Origin of the sequence: Pseudomonas sp. P1.8, assembly GCF_001269805.1 — a bacterium.
GTDB lineage: Bacteria > Pseudomonadota > Gammaproteobacteria > Pseudomonadales > Pseudomonadaceae > Aquipseudomonas.
Window position 1 is genome coordinate 1 of record NZ_LHVM01000021.1, and the last position, 22,556, is coordinate 22,556.

The 22,556-nt window shown below is 58.9% G+C and carries 19 protein-coding genes, 2 rRNA genes and 1 pseudogene; 8 read left to right on the top strand and 14 right to left on the bottom strand.

Going from position 1 to position 22,556, the window contains the following annotated elements; genetic code table 11:
* Positions 1-576 (top strand): transposase (locus tag AD668_RS22625; protein ID WP_156322389.1); only part of this gene is annotated, 576 nt, incomplete at its 5' end.
* A gap of 46 nt (positions 577-622) precedes the next feature.
* On the opposite strand, the gene AD668_RS22630 is transcribed toward AD668_RS22625, so the two are convergent.
* Positions 623-1,732: a DUF2817 domain-containing protein gene (locus AD668_RS22630; RefSeq protein WP_053162390.1), complete on the bottom strand. Its 1,110-nt coding sequence runs from the start codon at positions 1,730-1,732 to the stop codon at positions 623-625.
* A gap of 166 nt (positions 1,733-1,898) precedes the next feature.
* On the opposite strand from AD668_RS22630, the gene ggt reads away from it, so the two are divergent.
* On the top strand, positions 1,899-3,731 hold the full coding sequence (gene ggt / locus AD668_RS22635; RefSeq protein ID WP_053162392.1) for a gamma-glutamyltransferase: 1,833 nt from the start codon (positions 1,899-1,901) through the stop codon (positions 3,729-3,731).
* Positions 3,732-3,785: 54 nt separating this feature from the next.
* Here the strand turns inward: ggt and ddlA are convergent, their stop codons facing one another.
* From ddlA to AD668_RS22655, 5 genes and pseudogenes are all read right to left on the bottom strand, one after another.
* Positions 3,786-4,880: a D-alanine--D-alanine ligase gene (gene ddlA / locus AD668_RS22640; protein WP_053162394.1), complete on the bottom strand. Its 1,095-nt coding sequence runs from the start codon at positions 4,878-4,880 to the stop codon at positions 3,786-3,788.
* Positions 4,881-4,926: 46 nt separating this feature from the next.
* On the bottom strand, positions 4,927-5,526 hold the full coding sequence (locus AD668_RS22645; protein ID WP_053162396.1) for a flavin reductase family protein: 600 nt from the start codon (positions 5,524-5,526) through the stop codon (positions 4,927-4,929).
* Between the two features lie 63 nt (positions 5,527-5,589).
* Entirely contained in the window at positions 5,590-6,198 is a 609-nt protein-coding gene (locus AD668_RS30405) for a methyl-accepting chemotaxis protein (RefSeq protein ID WP_256220753.1), read from the bottom strand.
* Positions 6,178-6,906 (bottom strand): annotated as a pseudogene (locus AD668_RS30410) (PAS domain-containing protein); the annotation flags it as partial. The gene AD668_RS30405 and the pseudogene AD668_RS30410, both read right to left, overlap by 21 nt.
* Before the next feature lie 128 nt (positions 6,907-7,034).
* Positions 7,035-8,348 carry an MFS transporter gene (locus AD668_RS22655; RefSeq protein WP_053162399.1) on the bottom strand — a complete coding sequence of 438 codons (1,314 nt, stop codon included), beginning with the start codon at positions 8,346-8,348 and terminating at the stop codon, positions 7,035-7,037.
* 198 nt (positions 8,349-8,546) lie between these two features.
* On the opposite strand from AD668_RS22655, the gene AD668_RS22660 reads away from it, so the two are divergent.
* Together AD668_RS22660 and AD668_RS22665 are read left to right on the top strand one after the other, a co-directional pair.
* Positions 8,547-9,965 (top strand): short-chain fatty acid transporter, encoded by a 1,419-nt coding sequence (locus AD668_RS22660; protein WP_053162401.1) that lies wholly within the window; start codon positions 8,547-8,549, stop codon positions 9,963-9,965.
* 215 nt (positions 9,966-10,180) lie between these two features.
* Positions 10,181-10,501, top strand: a complete 321-nt coding sequence (locus AD668_RS22665; RefSeq protein ID WP_053162402.1) for a hypothetical protein — start codon at positions 10,181-10,183, stop codon at positions 10,499-10,501.
* A gap of 138 nt (positions 10,502-10,639) precedes the next feature.
* On the opposite strand, the gene can is transcribed toward AD668_RS22665, so the two are convergent.
* On the bottom strand, positions 10,640-11,284 hold the full coding sequence (gene can / locus AD668_RS22670; RefSeq protein ID WP_053162405.1) for a carbonate dehydratase: 645 nt from the start codon (positions 11,282-11,284) through the stop codon (positions 10,640-10,642).
* Positions 11,285-11,451: 167 nt separating this feature from the next.
* Here can and AD668_RS22675 point away from each other — a divergent pair, with 167 nt between their 5' ends.
* Complete coding sequence (locus tag AD668_RS22675; protein ID WP_053162407.1) at positions 11,452-11,856, top strand: hypothetical protein; 405 nt, start codon at positions 11,452-11,454, stop codon at positions 11,854-11,856.
* Positions 11,857-11,953: 97 nt separating this feature from the next.
* Here the strand turns inward: AD668_RS22675 and rimI are convergent, their stop codons facing one another.
* Both rimI and AD668_RS22685 read right to left on the bottom strand, forming a co-directional pair.
* Complete coding sequence (gene rimI / locus AD668_RS22680) at positions 11,954-12,406, bottom strand: ribosomal protein S18-alanine N-acetyltransferase (RefSeq protein ID WP_053162408.1); 453 nt, start codon at positions 12,404-12,406, stop codon at positions 11,954-11,956.
* Positions 12,399-13,145, bottom strand: coding sequence for a hypothetical protein (locus tag AD668_RS22685; protein WP_053162410.1), 747 nt, complete (start codon positions 13,143-13,145; stop codon positions 12,399-12,401). The genes rimI and AD668_RS22685 overlap by 8 nt, the downstream gene beginning before the upstream one ends.
* A 221-nt stretch (positions 13,146-13,366) precedes the next feature.
* Here AD668_RS22685 and mksB point away from each other — a divergent pair, with 221 nt between their 5' ends.
* From mksB to mksF, 3 genes are read left to right on the top strand one after another with little or no spacing between them, the layout of a single operon-like run.
* Positions 13,367-14,644, top strand: a complete 1,278-nt coding sequence (mksB, locus tag AD668_RS22690) for an Mks condensin complex protein MksB (protein WP_053162412.1) — start codon at positions 13,367-13,369, stop codon at positions 14,642-14,644.
* Positions 14,634-15,335: an Mks condensin complex protein MksE gene (gene mksE / locus AD668_RS22695; RefSeq protein WP_053162414.1), complete on the top strand. Its 702-nt coding sequence runs from the start codon at positions 14,634-14,636 to the stop codon at positions 15,333-15,335. Before mksB ends, mksE begins: the two co-directional genes overlap by 11 nt.
* Positions 15,332-18,172 carry an Mks condensin complex protein MksF gene (gene mksF, locus AD668_RS22700; protein WP_053162416.1) on the top strand — a complete coding sequence of 947 codons (2,841 nt, stop codon included), beginning with the start codon at positions 15,332-15,334 and terminating at the stop codon, positions 18,170-18,172. Before mksE ends, mksF begins: the two co-directional genes overlap by 4 nt.
* A 183-nt stretch (positions 18,173-18,355) precedes the next feature.
* On the opposite strand, the gene AD668_RS22705 is transcribed toward mksF, so the two are convergent.
* The 5 genes from AD668_RS22705 to AD668_RS22725 all read right to left on the bottom strand — a co-directional run.
* Positions 18,356-20,656 carry an intermembrane transport protein PqiB gene (locus AD668_RS22705; protein ID WP_053162418.1) on the bottom strand — a complete coding sequence of 767 codons (2,301 nt, stop codon included), beginning with the start codon at positions 20,654-20,656 and terminating at the stop codon, positions 18,356-18,358.
* The gene (locus tag AD668_RS22710) at positions 20,649-21,272 is read right to left on the bottom strand and encodes a paraquat-inducible protein A (protein ID WP_053162420.1); all 624 of its coding nucleotides are present in this window, start codon (positions 21,270-21,272) and stop codon (positions 20,649-20,651) included. Before AD668_RS22710 ends, AD668_RS22705 begins: the two co-directional genes overlap by 8 nt.
* Entirely contained in the window at positions 21,259-21,918 is a 660-nt protein-coding gene (locus AD668_RS22715) for a paraquat-inducible protein A (protein ID WP_053162422.1), read from the bottom strand. The genes AD668_RS22710 and AD668_RS22715 overlap by 14 nt, the downstream gene beginning before the upstream one ends.
* A gap of 146 nt (positions 21,919-22,064) precedes the next feature.
* A 5S ribosomal RNA gene (gene rrf / locus AD668_RS22720) occupies positions 22,065-22,180 on the bottom strand.
* A gap of 157 nt (positions 22,181-22,337) precedes the next feature.
* A 23S ribosomal RNA gene (locus AD668_RS22725) occupies positions 22,338-22,556 on the bottom strand; the annotation flags it as partial.

A 22,556-nucleotide genomic window follows, 5' to 3' on the forward strand; every position in this document is an offset into this window, starting at 1 on the left:
AGCCTGCTTCGTCGCCGGGCCCAACTGGTCCGGGGCTGTGTCGCACTCAAGCAGAGCTGGAAAAACGAGCCCCTGCTCAAAGAGCAGTTCAACCAGCTTCTGGTCGCCATTGCCCAGTTCGAAAAAACGATTCAGAAAACACTCAAGGAGATTGCCGAGGACGCCGGGATGCAGGATCAGGTGAAGCGCTGCCAGGCCGTCGAGGGCGTCGGGCTGCTGACGGCCACCGCAGCGGCCACGGCGTTTTTGCGTGGGGAGTTTGCAAACAGCGACGAGTACGTCGCCTTCCTCGGCATGGATCCGCGGGTGAGGCAGTCAGGACAAAAGGATCAAAGGCGTCGGCTATCCAAGCGAGGGGACTCTGAGTTTCGGCGCCTGTTTCACAACAGTGCCATGGCCGCCAGCCGCTCGCCGGTCTGGAAACCGTACTACCAGAGCTACCTGGCCAGAGGCCTAAAAGGTACTCAAGCCTTGGTTATCCTGGCACGCAAGCTCGCCAGAGTGATGTTCGCGCTGATGAAAAACCAAAGTGAATACACGCCAAATTCTATGCTTGGGGGTTTCCCCCAAACATAGAATCTCCCACAGTAAATCGCTTCAGTACATCAACGCCATTTACAGATCAGGCACGAACCGTTGGCAACGCGTTCAACGCCCGTTCCCAGATCTGCCAGGTCCGCAGCCAGACCATCGCTCGCCAATCACTGTCGGCAGGGTAGAACTGCTCCAGCAGATTCAGTTTGATTGCCCGCCCCACCGTATCACTCGGGTTGCCATGCAGGTGCAGCCAATGGTCATCGCGCAGATGCCGGTGAACGTCCGGCCCGGGATAGGTCCCGCACTCGATGACAAACGGCATCAACCGAACATGCGGTAACGCATCGATCAACGCCTGTGAGGTGTAACCGGTGGCCGTCGCGGCCACCCCGGTTTCGCTCGTGGTGTCGGCACCGGTTTGCAGGCTATAGAGCCACGGACCGTAAATCGCTTGTGCATCCGCCAGTGCCGAATAGGCAGACTCGGTGATGGTCAACAGCATTGGATGCCCGTACTCACCCGCGCCCGTGTGCAAGTCGAAACACATCGCGACCTCAGCGTGGGCCACGTGCTTTTGCAAGATCTGATGCAGCGTGCGGTTCGACCAGCCAGGCGCGAGCCCGCCGTAGAACAGGCCATCGGGATGAGCATGCTGTCCGCCTTCGACAATCGACATCACCGCTGGCCAGCCATGCTGGCGAATCTGCTCGTCGAGCAAGGCATCGGCACGCTCGCGCTCCGGGCCGTGCAATTGCGCGCAGGCATAGATTTCATGCAGCGCGCTGTAGGCCTGGTTGTCCGGCAGCGAGCGCTGGAAGTTCAGGTGATTGCGATTGAGGTCGATGTTGTCTTCGTTGACTCGACGCAGCCAAGCCATGCCCCAGGGGTTGATGGCATGGATCATCACCACAGCGACGTCCGCAGGCAGGGAGCGCTTGCCCAGTTCCTGCAACCATTGGGTCTGACAACCCGAACCATAAAAACCTTCGACCCCGTGGGTACCGCTCAACGCGATCAGCAAACGCTTGGCGCCAGGATCACCCAGCACCGCGACATCGGTGCTCAAGGTCTCGCCGAACGGCCCTTTGAGCGGATGGAGGTACTCGGTCAGCGTCGCGCCAGCGCCGGTCGCCGCGACAAGAAACTGTTCGCGCTGGGTACGATAGCTGGGCTGGGTCGGGAATTCGGTTTGCATGTACGCCTCTTGTAGATCTTCTGGCCTGCCTGGTGCCAACGACCCTACAGAAAATCCGGTCGCCCATGAAGGACAAAAACAATTTGCCGCAGAAGCTGGTTTGCGTCCGCCCCGGTCGGCCTTTAGAGTCCATTGATCTTGTATCCAACGGACGGAGTATTTTCGCGTGTTCTCAGCCTTCCCTTTGAGCCGCTTTCGCCTGTCAGACCTCGCGCTCGTCGCCAGTGCTTTAACCCTGACCGCGTGTCATAACGCTTCGGCGCCGACGTTGCCCATCGCACCGGAAAGCGCTTCGGGCTATCGCACCGACCTGCAAACCCGCCACGCCGAAAAATACATGGCGGCCGCCGCCAACCCGCTGGCCGCTGAAGCCGGACGCGAGATGTTGCGCCAGGGCGGCTCGGCCATCGATGCGGCGATTGCGATGCAAGCCGTGTTGACGCTGGTCGAACCACAATCATCGGGCATTGGCGGTGGCGCGCTGATCGTGCTCTGGGATGGCAAATCCGTGCGCACCTACGATGGTCGCGAAACCGCGCCGGCCGGTGCCACCGAGAAGCTTTTCCTGCAAGCCGACGGGCAACCCATGGGGTTCACCCAAGCGCAGATTGGCGGTCGCTCGGTGGGGACGCCGGGTGTCTTGCGCGCCCTGGAACTGGCTCATCAAAAACACGGCCGACTGCCTTGGTCGAAACTGTTTGATCCGGCGATAACACTCGCCGAACAAGGCTTCGTCATTTCCCCACGCCTGCACCGGTTGATCGCTGCGGACTCATCGATGCAGCGCTCACCCGACATGATGGCCTACTTTCGCAACGCCGATGGCACCCCGAAAGCCACAGGCACCGTGCTGAAAAATCCGGCCTTGGCCGCCTTGTACAAACGTATTGCCCATGAAGGTCCCGATGCTCTCTACAAAGGCGCTGTCGCCCAAGAGATCGTGGCCAAGGTTCAAGGTCACAGCAACCCGGGAAGTCTGTCGCTGAGCGACCTCAGCGGCTATCAGGCCAAGGAACGCGCGCCGCTGTGCACGGACTACAAACGCTGGCAGGTTTGCGGCATGCCACCGCCGTCGTCGGGCGGCATTGCCGTGGCGCAAATCCTGGGCACGTTGCAAGCCCTGGAAACGCGTGATCAACGCCTGGCACTGGCGCCGATGAAACCGGTTAAAACCGACTTTCCGGCCGGCATCGAGCCAACGCCGCAAGCCGTGCACCTGATCGCCGAAGCCGAGCGTCTGGCCTACGCCGACCGTGCGCAGTACCTGGCCGATAGCGATTTCGTGCCCGTACCGGTCAAAGGCCTGCTCGATCCGGCTTACCTCGTCAGCCGTGCCGCCCTGATCGGGGAACGCAGCATGGGCACCGCCAACCCCGGCACACCGCCAGGCGTTCAGGTTGCCTACGCGCCAGACCGTTCGCCGCTGCGCATCTCTACCTCGCAAGTGGTGGCGGTCGATGACGCCGGTGGCGCTGTGTCCATGACCACCACCATCGAATCGGCATTCGGTTCCCACGTGATGGTCCAGGGTTTTCTACTCAACAACGAGATGACCGATTTCTCGTTTATCCCCGAAGAGAACGGGCAGAAAGTCGCCAACCGCGTCGAACCTGGCAAACGCCCACGCTCGTCCATGGCCCCCACCTTGATCTTCGATCGCCAGAGCGGCGAATTTCTAGCCACGGTCGGTTCTCCCGGCGGCTCGCAAATCATCGAATACGTCGCCAAATCCACCATCGGACTGCTCGACTGGAACCTCGATGCACAAGCCGCCATCAACCTGCCGAACTTCGGTAGCCGCAACGGCCCCACGGAACTGGAGCGCGGCCAATTCAGCCAGACGCTGATTCAGGCGCTGAAGGACAAAGGGCACACGGTGAGTGAAATCGACATGACCAGCGGCACCCAGGCGATTGTGCGTGTGAAGGATGCGCGAGGGAAAACATCATTGGCAGGTGGCGCGGACCCACGACGTGAGGGGCTGGCACTGGGGGATTGAATCGCACGCGGGAATGCGAAAGGGCTTACCGGTTGGCAGGCCCTTTTTACCGGCTTAACGACTGATCTTCAACGCCTGCCTGTCCTGATGTTTCTCCAGTGCCAACTCGATCAAACGCGTTACCAATTCGCTATAGGTCATACCGGTGGCCTGCCAGAGTTTCGGGTACATGCTGATGCGGGTGAAGCCGGGAAGCGAGTTGATCTCGTTGATCAATACTTCACCGTTGTCGGTCAGGAACACGTCGACGCGGGCCAGTCCCGAGCAACCGAGTAGGTGGAATGCTTCAACTGCCATGGCACGAATGCGCTCGCTGGCTTCGGGGCTGATGTTGGCTGGCACCACCACCTCGGCCGCCTGAGCATCGATGTATTTGCTGTCATAAGAGTAGAAGCCGCTGCGCACGATGATTTCACCGCAGCCGCTGGCAATGGCGTCTTCGTTGCCGAGCACCGCGCACTCGATTTCGCGGCCGCTGACGGCGGATTCGATCAAAACCTTGGTGTCGAAACTCAACGCCAGTTCCACCGCTGCGATGTATTCAGCCTCATCGGCAACCTTGCTCACCCCCACTGACGAGCCCTGATTCGCCGGTTTGACGAACAGCGGCGAGCCCAGCTTCCCCTGTACCTCGGCAAACCCCGAACGCACTGCCGTGGCGCGATTGAGGGTCACGAACGGCGTGACCGCCAAACCGGCATCGCGCAGCAGGCGCTTGCTGATGTCCTTGTCCATGCACACGGCCGAGCCGAGCACATCGGAACCGACAAACGGCAAGTCGGCCATGCGCAGCAAGCCCTGCAGACAACCGTCCTCACCAAGGGTGCCATGGACAATCGGGAAGATTACATCGACATGGCCCAGCAGTTCCTGGCTGGAAGTTTCCACCAGTTGCTGACTGGCTTTACCCGGCACTACAGCCAATTCGCGGTTGGACTGATTGAGTGCGATCAGCGCCGGGTTTTCCTGATTCAACAGGAAACTCGAAGGATCGTTAAGGTGCCAGTGGCCTTGCTTGTCGATGCCGATCAGCACCGGTTCGAAACGCGAACGATCCAGCGCATCGACGATGTTTTTCGCCGATTGCAATGACACTTCATGCTCCGCCGAACGGCCCCCGAAAATGATCCCCACACGCAACTTGCTCATCGCTTGGCCTCATTGTAAATGTGCTGATGGCTTGGATCGAACCACGTTACGGCTGCAAAGCCTTGCCGTCCACCGGGTCGCCAATCTTCAGGAAATGCCCACCCGCCACATGGTGCAAAGTGCGCAACGAGTCATGACCTTCGAAATGCCAGCGGCCGTCGCTGAAGACACGCTCATCCGCCTGGGCCGCAATCACTTCGGCCAGGAACAGGTCGTATTGTTGATGATTATCGGGCTCGGGCAGAAGACGGCATTCCAGCCAAGCGACGCAGCCTTCGAGCATCGGCGCAGCGATCCGTTCGCCTTCGAAGGTCTGCAAACCGTAGGCATCAAACTTGTCCCGGCCCTGACTCCGGGTCAGTTCCAGGCCGGAGGTCGAGCCAACGGTCTGGACGATATCGGCTTGGGCGGCACAAGGCACGTTGAGTACAAAGGTGCCCGAGGACTCTAGCAAGTGGCGTGTCCAAGTGGACTTGTCCAGCACCACGGCGATTTTCGGCGGCTCGAAATCCAGCGGCATGGCCCAGGCTGCGGCCATGATATTGCGCTGCCCATTGTGGGTTGCGCTGACCAACACGGTCGGCCCGTGATTGAGCAGACGATAGGCCTTGGACAAGGGAACGGGGCGGCGGTGGGAAGCGCTCATGGAAGTTTGCTCCTTGGGCAAAGGAGCAGATTGTAGCGATCTTCCAAATACGATGGCGTTGAATCAACCGGTCAACTGATTGGCAAACTGCCCCACCGCATTGACCACCTTCTGCGCGCCGTCCTGGATCTCGACAATCACCGTACCCGCCTCCGCGGCCAGCGCCAACCCCTGCTCGGCCTGGAGCTTGCCGTCAGTCATCAGCGACACGGCATTGCGCGCCATGTCCTGGTTCTGACGCACTACAAGGACGATTTCGTCAGTGGCCTGGCTAGTGCGTGAAGCCAGTTGCCGGACCTCGTCCGCCACCACGGCAAACCCCCTACCCTGCTCACCTGCGCGGGCCGCTTCGATGGCCGCATTGAGCGCCAGCAAGTTGGTCTGCTCAGCAATGCCGCTGATGGTTTTGACGATGGTGCCGATCACCAGCGACTGCTCATTCAGGGCTTCAATACCATCTCCGGCCGTTTGCATGTGTTTGGCCAGGTCACGCATCACATCGACTGCCTGGGTGACCACGGCGTTACCGCGCTGGGCGCTTTGGTCGGTTTGCTTTGATGTGCTGTAGGCAATGTTGGCGGCTTCGGCCACCGCTTGTTCCTGATTGACCTGATCGGTAATCACCGTGGCGAATTTCACCACTTTGTACAGCGTGTTGTTGGCATCGACCACCGGGTTGTAGGAAGCCTCCAGCCAGACCGTACGACCATGACTGTCGATCCGTTTGAAGCGATCAGCCACGTACTCGCCCGCATTCAATCGGCGCCAGAAATTCTGGTACTCGCCGCTGTTGTACTCTTCCGGCATACAAAACGTGCGGTGATGTTTGCCCCTGATCTGCGCCAGGCTGTAGCCCATACCGCTGAGGAAGCGGTCGTTGGCGGTGAGCACATTGCCATTGAGGTCGAACTCGATCACCGCTGTAGAGCGGACCAGCGCACCAATGAGGTTCTCGTGGTCGCGGGAAGCCTCGATGGTACGCGTCAGGTCGCTGGAGAAAATCGAGAAGTGCTTGATCCGCCCGCCAGCGCTGCGCACCGGTTGCAAGATCGAACGCAACCAGGCTTCCTGACCCGTGCCGCGCAGCAGGCGCACGGTGCCGGCAAAGTGCTCGCCACGAATCAATGCATTCTTGAAACGCTGCTGGAACTCGTCGTTTTTCACATGACCAGGAACAACGTCGTCAATGTGTCGCCCGATCAAGTCGACGCTCTTGTAATGCATCTCATCGAGGAAGTTCTGATTGACCGACTGAACCCGCCCCTCACTGTCGAGGGTCAGCACCAGCATTTCGCTTTCCAGACTTTCCTTCACTTGTTGAAGGCTGGAGAGTTCTTCACGAAGGGCCGACAGCTCCTGCTTCAAGCGTTTATTGAACATGGAAAGCACCGATGGACAGGTTAGAAAGCGATATGCAGCCTAATCATCGGCCTTGAGGATCTTTTCTGAAGAGCGCTTCAACGCTGTCCTACACAAAATAAACGCCTCACCTTTGGCAAACCTGCCTATCAGGTAACGCCCGCCGCCGTGCAACGCCCAATGTTTGGCATGCGCGCACCGAAATACGCGGCACTGCCAACGCCCACCGCCCCCATCACCGCACTGAACATCACACAGACCCATGGGCTCCACGGCATCAGACCGATCAGTAACAGCGGTGTGACACTTGCCCAGGCGGCGTAGGCAATGTTGTAGGTAAAGGAAATGCCTGAAACGCGAACCCGTGCTGGAAACAGGTTGACCATCACAGACGGCACCGCGCCGACCACACCACAGCAAAGACCCGCAATCACGTAGGCCAGGCCGATCCAGTTGCCACCCGTGATCAGGCAGGTGTAAAGCACCCCGATCCCCAGCGGCAGCAACAGGCTATAAAGCATCACCGTACGCCAGGCGCCAATGCGGTCGACCAGTAATCCGGCAAGGACGCAGCCTATGTTCAGAAAAACAATGCCCAGCGCGCTCAGACCGAAGGTATGGCTGGCAGTCATGCCAAAGGCTTTCTGCATCATGGTCGGGGTGATGACCACGAACACGACCACCGCCGAGGTCAGCACGCAGGTGAGGATCATGGCCGGCAAGATCGCCAGGCGATGCTCGCGCAGGACCGTACGCAATGGCAATTCGGCCGCTGTTTCGCGCTGCGCCTGCATCGCCATGAACACCGGTGTTTCACTGAGCCAGCGGCGCAACCAGACGCCAATCACGCCGAACACACCGCCCAACAGGAATGGGTAGCGCCAGGCGTAATCAAGAATTTCCGCCGGTGTGAACGCCTGCGCCAGAAACGTCGCGGTCAACGCGCCGATCAAATAGCCAAACGTCAGCCCCGCCTGCAAAAAGCCCAAGGCATAACCGCGATGGCCCACCGGCGCATGTTCGGCGACAAACACCCAGGCACTCGGCACTTCGCCGCCCACCGCGGCGCCTTGGAGCACGCGCAACAGCAACAACAGCAACGGCGCGAAATAGCCGATCTGGGCGTAGGTCGGCATGATCCCGATCAACAGGCACGGCAGCGCCATCATCAGGATGCTCAGACTGAAGACTTTCTTGCGCCCCAGTTGATCGGCGAAATGCGCCATCAGGATGCCACCCAGCGGCCGCGCCAGGTAGCCGGTGACGAAGATCCCGAAGCTTTGCAGCAGACGCAGCCACTCGGGCATTTCCGGTGGGAAGAACAGCTGGCTCAGCGTCAGCGCGAAAAACACGAAAATGATGAAATCGTAGATTTCCAGCGCCCCGCCAAGGGCTGCAAGCCCCAGGGTCTTGTAGTCCGAGCGATTGAACGGCGCCGGGCGCGAATCGGTGTTGGCAGTCATGAAGAGAACTCTGGCAGGCAAAAACCAAGGCGCTCATGGTCTACGCAAACGCGCCCGCGGACAACCCGTTAGACCAAAGTCCCATAGCCGCAAATCAGGCCCGCAAAAAATGCCGGGGTGAATTAATGTTGGCGTCTGTCCAGACGGGTCGCTGCGGCCCCGAAGACCACAACAAACATAAAAATTCGAGGTACTCCCGTGGCCGCTGATATCGAAGATACCCGCTCCGCCCGTTTTGCCCTGCGCTGTTCAAGTTTCGCCGAACGCTGGTTCCCTGACTCCTGGGTGTTCGCGGCACTGGCCGTGATTATCGTCGCCCTCGCCACCCTTGCGATGGGCGCCAAACCCACCGACGCGGCCATGGCGTTCGGCGATGGCTTCTGGAGCCTGATCCCGTTCACCATGCAAATGGCCTTCGTGGTGATCGGTGGCTATGTGGTTGCCAGTTCGCCTCCGGCAGTGAAGTTGATCGACCGCCTGGCGAAGATCCCGAAAAACGGTCGTTCCGCCGTGGCCTGGGTGGCATTGATTTCGATGGTTGCCTCGCTGTTGAACTGGGGCTTGTCGCTGGTGTTCGGCGGGTTGCTGGTGCGCGCTCTCGCCCGCCGTGCCGACCTGAAAATGGACTATCGCGCTGCGGGTGCTGCGGCCTATCTGGGTCTCGGTGCCGTGTGGGCATTGGGCCTTTCGTCGTCCGCCGCGCAATTGCAGGCCAATCCCGCCAGCCTGCCGCCATCAATTCTGTCGATCACCGGGGTGATTCCTTTCACCCAGACGATCTTCCTGTGGCAATCGGGCGTAATGTTACTGGCCTTGATTGTCATTTCGCTGATCATCGCGTACGCCACCGCGCCTGGCCCGAACACGGCGCGCGATGCCAAGGCCTGTGGCATCGACCCCAGCTTCAACCTGCCGCCCCTGCAACCGCGCACTCGTCCAGGCGAATGGCTGGAACACAGCCCGCTGTTGACCATTGTGCTGGTGCTGCTGGCGGGTGGCTGGCTGTTCCACGAGTTTTCGACCAAACCGGCAATCACTGCGATTTCCGGGCTGAACACCTACAACTTCCTGTTCATCATGCTCGGTGCGCTGCTGCACTGGCGTCCGCGCAGCTTCCTCGACGCGGTGTCCCGTGCGGTGCCGACCACCACCGGCGTGCTGATCCAGTTCCCGCTGTACGGCTCGATTGCCGCATTGATGACCACGGTCAAAGGCGCCGACGCGCAAACTCTGGCGCACCATATCTCGTCTTTCTTCGTCAGCATTGCGTCCCACGACACCTATGCGCTGCTGATGGGGGTGTACTCGGCGATCCTCGGTTTCTTCATCCCGTCCGGCGGCGGCAAGTGGATCATTGAAGCGCCTTACGTGATGCAAGTCGCCAACGACCTGAACTATCACCTGGGCTGGGCGGTGCAAATCTATAACGCTGCTGAAGCCCTGCCCAACCTGATCAACCCGTTTTACATGCTACCGCTGCTGGGCGTACTGGGGTTGAAGGCGCGAGACCTGATCGGCTTCTCGTTCGTGCAGCTGCTGGTGCACACGCCACTGGTGCTGTTTCTGCTGTGGGCGCTGGGAACAACGCTGGCGTACACGCCGCCAGTGATGCCGTAAGAAAAGCGCAGGTTGCCTGCGCCATCGACTTCCCCCTTCGTCTGCCTGGCCACCGACTGCTTGTGTCGAGGGCCAGGCCTGAAAAGCCGAAAGAACCTTCTTACAACACGTGCGGTGTTATCTCACTGAGTGCAAGGGCTAGTCCTGATTCTTCGACGCTGTGGACTTGAATTAACCTGAGTCGGACATTCAAACACCAACCCAAGGAAGATCCGATGACCCCGATATCCAGGACACTCGAAGAGTTGATCAATGAAATTTATCAGGACGGCAAGGTATCGGTCGTTGAGTACCGAAACCTGCGAGACGATGCCGATCGTCGAATGGACGTTGTGGTGCGCGAGTTTGGCCAGCACAACACTGTGACTGCTTTCCAGAAAGCAATGGATGTCGCCATGCAGTTGCTGCAGACAGCTGTCATTGATGCCAAAAAAGCCAAACTGACCGATACCGGCGAAGCAATCGTCAAGGACGCGGTAACCGCACAAGTTGAATACCTGCGTGCCGGCAGCCAACTGGCATTGCGTCTGCTGTAATCCTTTTCCAATATCTTGATCCGCCATCCCTCGCCAAGGCTGTGATCAAACGGTATTTCCTCTGTCTTCAACAGTGGAAATACCGTTCTTTTTTGCCTATGCCCTTGGGCGTCAGCCAAGCCTTTCTCAACCGATGGATTACTGCGAATCAACCGGACGCAAGCGGTACTGCGGTGGCAGCTGCTCGAAACCGCTAATGGTGGCGTTCAGGCTTTTCCAGCGACCATCCTTGATGCCGTAGATGCAACCGTGGATCGACAGGCTCTGTCCCCGGTGCCAGGCGTTCTGCACGATGCTGGTGTGGCCGACGTTAGCCACCTGCTGGATCACATTGAGTTCGCAGAGGCGGTCGACACGTTCCTCTTCGGTCGCGTACTTGGCCAGCTCGTCGCGTTTTTCGTAATACAGATCGCGGATCGAGCGCAGCCAGCCGTCGATCAGGCCCAACTGACGATCCTGCATCGAGGCACGTACGCCGCCGCAGCCATAGTGACCGGTGACGAGAATGTGTTTGACCTTGAGCACGTCGACCGCGTACTGGATCACTGACAGGCAGTTCAGGTCGGTGTGCAACACCACGTTCGCCACGTTGCGGTGTACGAACAGGTCACCGGGCAGCATGCCCACAATCTCGTTCGCAGGCACACGGGCATCGGAACAACCGATCCACAGGTATTCAGGTGTCTGCTGGCGGGCCAGTTTGGCGAAGAAGTCAGGATCTTCCTCCTTGATCGCATCGGCCCAACGCTCGTTGTTATCAATCAGATCTTGTAATTCGTTCATGCAATGAAGCCTCGTGAATGATGCGCTGCTTTGACAGACGACCGCCCGTCGAGGTCACGCGCGTAATGCAGATAAGCCCTGATGCAAAACGTGGCGCTCCTTGCCGGGGGAATTCTCGTGAGCCGGATGGGTCCACCCTAGTAAGACCCACAGTATGAGGAATTGCCATGACTGAATCACGACGTCCGTACGATGCGGTACAACCGGAACCTGTCGATGACAACGAAGACCGCATGGGCTCGGTGCGTGAACTGGATTTCGATGAGGAAGAACCCAGCGCAAAAATCGGTGACGAACTGCCCGAAAAAGAACGTGAGCAACTGATGCCCCGCCAGCGTGTACGTGAAGCAGGCATGACCGGTGCTTCGACCGATGACCATGAGCCCACCGACGATGACATGAGCCCGGAAACGCTGACCCGTGAAGATGGCGCTCGTGATAGCCGTGAAGCTGGCGAGGATGAACCCGCAGACTGGGACTTGAGCATCGTCGATGAAGAAGACATCGGTGGCGGCAATGGCCTGGATGAAGCGGAGCTGGCGCGGCGCGATCCTCTCGACAAAAAGCGCTGAGTTCTGCGTGCATTCGCAGGAGCTCCCGAGGGTTGCGATCTTTTTTGTTTCGAATAGAAAATCAAAAGATCGCAACCCTCGGCAGCTCCTACAGTGCTCAGTCCACCAAAGTACAGGCCATGACCACCGCGTCTTCGCGCCCGCCCACGGCCGGATAGTAATCCCGGCGGCGTCCGATCTCGTTGAATCCATACCGCTCGTACAATTTGAACGCCGCAGTATTGCTGTCGCGCACTTCCAGGAAACACTCCCGGGCGTCGGCGTTGTACGCAATCGACATCAGGTGTTCCAGCAACGTCAAACCGAGGCCTCGGCCCTGGTTTTCGGGCTTGACGGTAATGTTCAGCAGATGCGCCTCATCAAGGATGATCTGCACCACTCCGTGGCCAACCTGCTGCTGGCCTTCAAACATCAGCCAGATCTGGTACTTGCCCAGGCCATCGAGGAAAATCCCGCGGGTCCAGGGATGGCTGTACGCCGCGTATTCAATCTTCAGTACGGTTTCCAGGTCCGCCTCGCTCATCGGGCGGAACGATACAGCGTCACTCATTCGATTCTTTCCAGCGCGCCATCAGCCGACGCATGGCTTGCCAGACATCAGCTTTACGCTGTGGCTCTTCCATTAATAATTCCAGGCCCGGCAAGGCCCAGACCGAACCCAGGCCTTCGACCTGGAGTTCACGGTTGAAGGCCTCGGCATTTGCCTCTGCGGCAAAACGCACCGCGGGCAGGCCGATCAGCCATAGACAGACGCAAGGCGCCTCTTCCATCCGCACCGAGAGAAAACCCTGCACGAAGTCACGGGCGGCTTCCGGGCCCTGATCCATCGTCCCGCGCACCAGCAACGGCCAGCGTACAGGTTCACCGACGATCTGCGGACTGTCCGGCAGACCGGCGGCGCGCAACATGTCCTTGAGCAGCAAATAAGCGGGATCGCGGGTCTGGAACGTTTCGCCTGTGGGTAACTCGACCAGCAGCAGGCAACGCCCGGCCCGCAGCAATTGCAGCGCGAAGCGCGGTGGCGGCACGACCGGCGCCTTCGCCACGACCGGTGCCGCGTCGGCCTCTTCCACCGGTTTGGCCCCGGTGCGCGTGCTCGCCAGCGATGGCCGAGGCACCTCGATCTTCACCCGCTCGGCCGGTTTGACCGCAGGCGCGACGGGTGTTTGAGCCACCGGAGCCGGCGCAACAGGCGCGACGACAAGCGGCTCGGGGATCTCCAGCAGCTCGGGCCGTGAAGGCGCGGCAAAGGGCAATTCGGTGCGCGGCAGCCAGTTGACCACCTGCATGGCGTTCAAATAAGCGCGACGGCGGGACTCGATAAGCAAAGGTCGGCCACTTGTGGATAACTAATAGTGCGCTGATTCTACCGCCGTTCGCACAAGATCGCCCGCTGTTGATCGATAGACTTTACCGATACAAAAAGCGACAGCTTGTCCCGAGAGTGAATTGCATCGCGCCCAATGCAGTACAATCGCGGCTTTTAATCGCCAACCAGCCGGCCATTCCGATGATCGAACCCAAGCGCGTCTTGCGCGCCCTCGCTGAACACTGGGCACTTCTGGAGCCACTGTGCGAGCACTTCGACCAAGGCACACTGAGCCTCAACGAATTGCGTTCACAGTTGGCCGCCCAGCAACTCGACAGTACGCCGCAGGACATCACCAGCCTGCTGGACGTGTGGATTCGCCTCGATATTCTGGTCCCCGTGGCGAAAAGCCCGAACCGGTTCGAGCTCAATGCGCAGATTCACGACTTCCTCGCCTACCTGCGCCGTGAACACCGTTTGGGCCTGTGCCTGGAGATCGAAGCCTATTTGCGCCACCTCGAGCGTCTGGCCGGTTATATCCAGGACGCGTTCGATATCCGCGATGGCAACGACCTGGCGCGCCAATTGCGCCTGCTCGACATGCGGGTGCGCGATGTACTGAAAAAACTCGATAACGACGAACAGGCGCTGGTGGCCGTCGCCGAACGGGCGAAAACCAGCGACCGGCAGATTCCCTTGCGCCAGCGTTACGCTGAAGTACTGGCGACCTGGGACGAATACGTCGAGCCGATGATTGATCTGGTGAATGCCGACGGCGCCTTCGAACAAGGCGTGCGCAAGGTCGAAAACGTCCTGCTCAAGATGCTCAGCGAACAGCAACGTCTCGGCCACCTGGTCGACGATGACATGCTGCTGCGCACCCACGCGCGCATCCTCGAAATGCAGACCAGCGCCCAGTTGACCCTGCGTCATGCCCGCGAATTGCTGCTGCCGCTGCGTGAAGAAGCGCGCCGCCACAACGCCGTGACCCGTGGCGCCGCACTGGCCCTGTCGATGATCCGACGCAAAGGCATCGACGCCGTACCGCATGCGGCCATGCCGATGTTCACGCGCCCGCAGAGCACTTTCCTCGGCAGCGCCAGTCAGGTCGAAGCCTACGTTTACGCCCTGGCCCGTTTCGAACCGAAACCGGCGCGCTTTCCCAAGGCCCACAAGACACAGAAAGGCGAAGCGCCACGTGCGCCACGCACGGTTCGGGAAATGCTCGAACGCTGCGAAGACGCGCTGCCGATGCCGGACTTGATGACCTGGCTGCTGGAGCAGGAACCGGACGGCGCCACCGACGAACTGCTGTACTGGTTCTCGCGCCTCTCCCGGGAAAAACGCTTCCAGCGCGAGCGCCTGGAACGTCGCGATTACTTCACACACGAGCACCAGGTCAGCCTGCGCTCCTTCGCCCTGCTCTCGGCCGGCCCTGAGGCCCCCGAGAATTCTGCGAGCACTCCACATGCATCTTGATCTATCCGAACTGTCCCATCTGGCACCGATCTTTCGCGAGCTGTTCAAGGGTTATCACGTCAGCCGCCGGGATCCGGAGCTGTACGCACAATTGTCGAACTTCCAGGACCAATACCGCACGCTGTTCAAGGCCCTGGGTTTTGAACTGGTGTGCGATACCCGCGGCTTCTACTACTTCGTTCCGGACCTCGCCGCTGCGGCAGTGAACAAGACCGCGCAACGTCTGGCGCTGTTCACGTTCATCCTCGTCGAGCACCTGGCCGATCAGGGCCGCGATCCGATTGCCGTCCTCGATGGCGGCAGCCTGGGCCGTGATGAATTGCCGTCGTTGCTGGAAAAATACCGCGACCTGTTCATCCAGGCTGAAGTGCAGACCGTCGAAGAGCTTGAAGAAAAAATCATGCGCCGCATGACCCAGCTCGGCTTCGCCGGTGAAGAAAACGGCATCTACCGGTTCTTGCCGCCGATGCACCGTTTCCTCGATGTGTGCCTCTCGGTCCAGCAGGACCGTGATCTGGCAGCCAGCCTGCACAGCGTATTGCCTTTGCCGGTGCCAGTGCTGATCGATGAAGACAGCGACGAAAAACTGCTGCAGACCGACGATCCGCTCGATCTGAGTGAATTCGATGGTGAAAGCGAAGAAGACGCCCTGGCCCGCGCCATCGCCGAAGAACAGGAGCTCGACGCATGAGCAAGGAACGTTACGGCATCCGCCGCTTTGCCCTTCTGAACACCGCCGGTTACAGCCTTGGTCTGTTCCCGCTGGAAGAACCGCTGTCGGTCTACGGCGCGAACAACCTCGGCAAATCCGCTTCGATCAATGCCTTGCAATTCCCGATTCTGGCGCGCATGTCGGACATGAGCTTCGGCAAGTACAGCCTGGAGCAGTCCCGACGCTTCTACTTCGCCTCGGACACCAGTTACATTCTCGTTGAAGTGAACCTGCCCCACGGCCCGCACGTGATCGGTGTGGTCGGCCGTGGCCCTGGGGGTGGTTTCGGTCACCAGTTCTTTGCCTATGCCGGTCAACTCGATTTGGCCCACTACCAAAAGAACGATACTTGCCTGCGTCAAAAAGAACTGTTCACCAACCTTGAGCGCGAAGGCCTGAAAGCCTACGAACTCAAGCCGGATGAACTGCGCCGTTTGCTGGTCGGCGGACACACGTCGATCCCGCTGGACCTGACGCTGATCCCGCTGCGCTCCACCAGCGAACAAAGCCTGAAGACCTTCAGAGCGCTGTTCATCAACCTGCTGCACATGCGCGAAATCACTGCGGCCAAACTCAAGCAACTGTTTCTCGATGCGTTCGAGCACAGCCTGCGATCCGGCAGCGTCGATTACATTGCGGCGTGCGAAGAAGCCTTCCGCGATGTACGACGCATGGAGCAGGACTACAACTCGCTGGTCGCCGCCGGCCCATTGGTCGAGGCCCTGGCCAACGGCGTCAAGCAACGCGACATTCTGCGCGGCAAACTGCACCGGATCTCTCCCCTGCTCGACTCGCTGCTCGGCACTTGGTCGGACTACGCCAGTGCGCGCAAGGAAGAACTGACCATACAGTCCGAGCACTACCGTAACGAGCAGGACGCCCTGCAAAACGATCAGCGCGGCGGCACTCAGGAACTGATGCGCCTGGAGCGGGAAATCACCGGCATCCAGCGCTGGCTTGGCGAACTGTCGGTGCTCAAGCATCGCTTTGCCCTGGTCGATGACGTCAAGGTGCTGGAGCAGCAACTGCTGGCCGCCAAGGACGCCCACGATGAACTGGCCGGTGCACTGGCGCAGTCCCGTCAGTTCAGCGCCGAAGACCTCGAAGAGCGTCTGCGCGATCTGGAAAAACGCCTGAAGTCGGTCAAACAGCAACTCGATCATGCCGATAACAACAGCTACGCCCGCCTGCGTGAAGAATTCTCGCAGCAAGACGTCGAACGACTGATGCGTCTGTTCAACAGCACACTGTTCAGCCTGCCATTGGGCGAACACGGCATCACCCTCGACGAAAACGGCGACTGGGTGAAGTCCGTGGAACTGATCCTCGACGGCTTCAAAGGCGAGCGTTTCGAAGTACCTGGGCTGTCCATCGACATCTCCAACATCGAACCGCCAGCCTTGCAAGCCTTGGCTGACCGTGCCGCATTGCGCGATCAGAAAGAGCGTCTGGACAAAGAACTCAAGCAACTCAAGACCCAGCAAGCCGTCGCCGCCGACCGCGCTGCGAGCAAGACCCAGACCGAAGCGTTGTACCAGCAAGTGCTGGATGCGCAAAAGGCTTTGGAAGACTTCCGCCGCGCGCAAACCCTGAGCGCCGAGGAAGGAGACAAGCTCGAGCAACTGGCGCAAATGGAAGCGGCGCAGGACGAACTGAAGCGTTCCAGTGACGCCTTCACCGAACGCGTCCAGCAACTGTCGGCCAAGCTGCAACTGGTCGGCCGGCAGATCGGCGACATGGAAGCCAAGCAACGCACCCTCGACGACGCCCTGCGTCGCCGCCAGCTGTTGCCGGCGGACCTGCCGTTCGGCACACCGTTTATGGACCCGATCGACGATTCGATGGACAACCTGCTGCCGTTGCTCAACGACTATCAGGACAGCTGGCAAGGCCTGCTGCGCGCCGACGGCCAGATCGAGGCGCTGTACGCTCAGGTGCGCCTAAAGGGCGTGGCCAAGTTCGACAGCGAAGACGATATGGAGCGTCGTCTGCAACTGCTGATCAACGCTTACGCGCACCGCACCGACGAAGCCCTCACCCTCGGCAAGGCACGTCGTGCCGCCGTGACGGACATCGCTCGGACCTTGCGCAACATCCGCAGCGACTACGACAGCCTCGAGCACCAACTGGCGCTGTTCAACCGCGAGATCAACAAGCGTCAGGTGTCCAACCTGCAAAGCTTCCGCATCGTCCTCGCGCCGAACAAGGAAGCGCTCAAGCACATCGACCAGATCATCCACAGCGCCGGGCAGTACGAGGAGGGCGAAACCCTGTCCGTCTTCGACCTCAGCCAAAGCGCCGAACAGGACAACAAGAACGAAGAGGCCAAGGAATATCTGGCGCGTCTGGTAGCGGCGAACCACAATCAGCTCGGCCTCAAGGATCTGTTTGAACTGGCATTCGAGATCACCAAGGTCAACGGCCAGCCAGTGATCCATACCGACATCGACGGCGCCGCGTCCAATGGCACCACGATGACCATCAAGGCACTGACCAACATGTACTTGTTGCTGCACTTGATGGATCGCGACCTCGCCGGTCGCGTGCGTCTACCGTACTACCTTGACGAGGCCGCGGACATTGATGAGAAGAACCAGGCCGCATTGCTGGAAACCAGCCTGCAACTGGGCTTCGTACCGATTCTGGCGAGTGTGAAGCCGCAAGTCTGCGCCAGTGTCGCCATCGACCTGGAAGGCGGCAGCGGTCCCGCCGGTATCTACATCGATGAAGCGGACTGGAAGTACATTCGTCGTCACGAACAAGTGAAGACGACGATCAACGAGCCAGCGGATGAACCGGAGCTGGATGCGGTCTGAGGCTTGAATCGAAGGCAATAAAAAAGGCCGCAATCCGATGGATCGCGGCCTTTTTTGTAGGCTTTTTTTAGTCTTTTTGGTGCACTCAAAGACCGTTTCGCGAGTAGGCTCGCCCCCACATCAGATCAAGATCATTGTGCAAGCGAGCCTGCTCGCGATGACGGCAGCACAGGCACCGGAGAACTACTTGCCGAGGGGAATCTTCGGCGCCCAGGTCAGCCATTCATCTTCGAACTTGTCGAACAGCGCGAACGTCTGCTCGGGCCGCGCCGGGTTCCCCATGCGCTCACCGTCTGGCGTGGCAAAGGCAACACCGCCCTGAATCATTGTCTCCAGGGACTCAGTGCGCACCGTCGCACCTCTGAACAGACCCACGTCGAAGTCAAAACCACTGGTGTTCCAGAAACGTGTACCGCTGCGTACCAGTGGTGCGTACTTTGGTTCGATCAGGATACGGATCAGCACACGATCAGCCGTCTGACCCAACTCGTAGCCAGTCACCTTGCCCACCGTGATTTCGCGGTAGGTAACCGGCACACCGGCCTTAAGGGACCCACGGCGCGGAGCGCTCAACACCAGGCTCAAACCGGCCTCCTGTTTGGCTGTTTCCGGTGGCGTGGGCAACGCTACGAAACTCTTCTGCGGGCCAAGATTCTTGGCCGCAGGTTGTACTTCGATGTATTGCCCGGTGACCAGGGTTTCGAGGTTGGACGTTTTGATCAGTCCCAGTTCAGGCTTGACCACCCAGAACTGACTACCCACCCGAGCGATGCGCTCCGGCACTTCAGTAATGCGTGCGGTGAGCAGTACGGACTGCAAATCCTCACTCAGGTCGACATCTTCGATCTTGCCGACATCCAGACCCTTGAAGCGGATCGGCGTGCCGGTACGCAGACCATCGGCGCGATCCACTTTGATCGTGACCACTGCGCCCTTTTGCGTGGCGTCTTCATGATTGGCGAACAAACGGAAACGTGGAATGCGTTTCTGCAAGGGTGCCTTGGCTTCAGGCGTCTCGAATGCGATGCCGCCGGCCATCAAGCTCTGCAACGATTCACTTTTGACTTGAACCCCACCGAGCCCGCCCGTCAGCGTAATGCCGCTGGCATTCCAGAAGCGTGTCGAGGCGTTAACCAGCTCCTCGTACTCCTTCTCGATGTGCACGCCGATGATCAGCTGCTTTTTGGTTCGCGAGAACTGGTAGCTCTGTACCGAACCGACCTTGACCTGCTTGTAGAGAACCGGGCTGCCGACTTCCAGCGAGCCGAGGTTTTCGGTGAACAACACCAGGTGCAAGCCAGGTGCGCGCAGATCCAGCGGTGGCGCTTTGGGCCGTGCGACGAATTCGCGCTGCGGTGCCGAGCCCTTGTCGCCAGGACGCACGGCGATGTAGTTACCTTTGACCAGTGCTTCCAGACCGGTAATTCCCGCCAGGGAAATCGACGGTTTGACCACCCAGAATTGCGTACCGTCCACCAGATAGTCTTCGGCCAACGGGTCCATCGTCAGTTCAGCAGTAGCTCCGGAAAGGTCAGGATCGACTTTCAGTGCCTTGAGATTACCGACCTGAATGCCTTTATACATCACCGGCGTGCGACCAGCCTGCAAGCCTTCGAAGTCGCTGAGCTTGACCTTGATTCGAATACCGGCCGCTGCGGCATCGAAGTCTTCATAGAGCCTGAAAGGCAGACTCGGATCGGTAGGCGGGCTGTCCTTGCGGTTTTCCGGCGTAGCGAACGCGATACCACCGGCAACGATACTGGCGAGGGACTCACTGCGTATCTTCACACCCGACAGGTTGGCGTCGATGCTGACGCCACTGGCGTTCCAGAAACGGGTGTGTTTGCGCACCAGTTTGGCGTAGGTCGGCTCAATGAAGACCTTGAGCTCAACGGTGCTCTGGTCTTCGGAAAGGATATAGCTCTTGATCTGCCCAACCTTGATCTGCTTGTAGAACACCGGGCTGCCACGGTTCAACGAACCCAGGCGATCAGCCTTGATTGTCAGGTGCAGGCCGGGCTGCGCATCAGAGAGTGGCGGTTCCTGTGCCAGGGCCTTGAACTTGCGGACGGGTTCGCCCTCCCCCGGACTGACCGCAACGTAGTTGCCTGAAACCAGCGTCTCAAGGCCAGTGATACCGGCCAGGGTCACGCTCGGCTTGACCAGCCAGAAACGTGTACTTGTACGCAGGTATTGCTCCACATCCTTGTTCATTTCGATGCTGGCAATCACACCCTTGGAGTTGCCCTCGTCATCAAGCTTGAGGCTTTTGACTTTACCGACCGACATGCCTTTATAGACAACCTCAGTCTTGTTGGCCTGAATACCTTCACCACTTTCAAAGCGCACCTGAATTTCGATGCCGGTTTCGTTATACGCACGCCAGCCGAGCCAGCCGCCAATGATCAAGGCAATCAGTGGTAACACCCAAATGGCAGACCAGTTGGAGGCCGGTCGGGTTTTCGCTACAGGCAAATCACTCATGGTCGTCGTCCGACTCCGTGTTATCCCAAATCAGTCGGGGATCAAAAGTTACTGCGGCAAGCATCGTCAGAATCACCACGCTGGCGAACGCGACGGCACCAAGATTGGCTTCGATGCTGGCAAGCCGCCCGAAATTCACAACCGCCACGAGGATGGCGATCACAAAGATATCGAGCATCGACCAGCGGCCGATAAATTCGATAAAACGGTACATCCAGATGCGCTGCCGCGCGGAAAGTGGCTGCCGACGCTGCACGGAGAACAGCAACAGCGCGATCCCCACCAGCTTGAACGTCGGCACCAGAATGCTCGCGATAAACACCACGGCGGCAATGGGGATCATTCCGTAGTGCACCAGCTCGATCACCCCCGCCATGATCGTACTCGGAGCCCCCTTGCCCAGAGAGTTGACGGTCATGATCGGCAGCAGATTCGCCGGTATGTACAGAATGGCAGCGGTGATCAGCAAGGCCCAGGTTCGCACCAGGCTATTCGGGGTGCGGGCGTGCACAAGCGCCCCGCAGCGCGTACAGACTTGCTCATCGGTATCAGCTTCCTGCCTGTTCAATTCATGACATTCCTTGCAAATCAGAATGCCTGCATCAATCGCCCGCATGGGCATCCTCTCCTGATAACGCCTGCCAGATCTGGTGAGGCGACATGACGACCTCCAGCCAGACTTGAACCAGCAACAAACCAATGAAACACGCCAATCCCAGGCCGACGGTGATTGCTGCCATATCTGCCAGTTTGACGATCGCAACCAACACACCCATGAGGTAAACCTCAAGCATCCCCCATTCGCGTATGTGGTGATAAATGCGATAGAGCAACAAGCCGTAACTGCGTCCGATATCGAAACGGATACTCAACAATACGGCCAATTGGCACAGCAGCTTGAGCAGCGGGATCCCCATGCTGCACAGGAACACAATCACTGAAACGCTTTGCATGCCCGTGTCAAAAAGCGCAACAACCCCGCTCCAGACAGTGTCATGCGAAGATTGCCCGAGTAGATTGAGCTGCATGATGGGTAAAAAGTTCGCCGGGACATACAGCAACAGCGCGGCTATGACCAATGCAAGACTGCGTTGTACAACGCTGTACCGATGGGCATAGAGTTCGTAGCCACAGCGTGGGCACAGGGCTTTTTCGCCGTGGGCGAGTTCGGGTTTGCGCATGAGCAAATCACACTCATGGCAGGCAACCAGATCTTCCAGTGGTAATTCTGACAGCTCTTTGGCGTCAACCGAATCCGGCATAAGCGCTCTGACTCTGAAAAAGTTGGACCTATTCTAGTGTCCTGGGGCAAAAATAACTGAGCAATTTGTGCTTGATTGCTCTCGTTTTTTTCACGCCGCAAAAACAAAACCCCAACTGCTTTCGCAATTGGGGTTTCGGAATTTAATCTTGACGATGACCTACTCTCACATGGGGAAACCCCACACTACCATCGGCGATGCATCGTTTCACTGCTGAGTTCGGGATGGGATCAGGTGGTTCCAATGCTCTATGGTCGTCAAGAAATTCGGGTACCGAATCGTGGCCAGTCGGCCGCGCTTCAGCAAATTGGGGATGTGATAGAAATCGGTGTTTTGTGAGATACGAACTTTCGGTTCATTGCGTCTTCACACACCGCAATCTGATGCTCTTTCGAGGAATCAAATTGCTTGGGTGTTATATGGTCAAGCCTCACGGGCAATTAGTATTGGTTAGCTCAACGCCTCACAGCGCTTACACACCCAACCTATCAACGTCGTAGTCTTCGACGGCCCTTCAGGGGACTCAAGGTCCCAGTGAGATCTCATCTTGAGGCTAGTTTCCCGCTTAGATGCTTTCAGCGGTTATCTATTCCGAACATAGCTACCCGGCAATGCCACTGGCGTGACAACCGGAACAC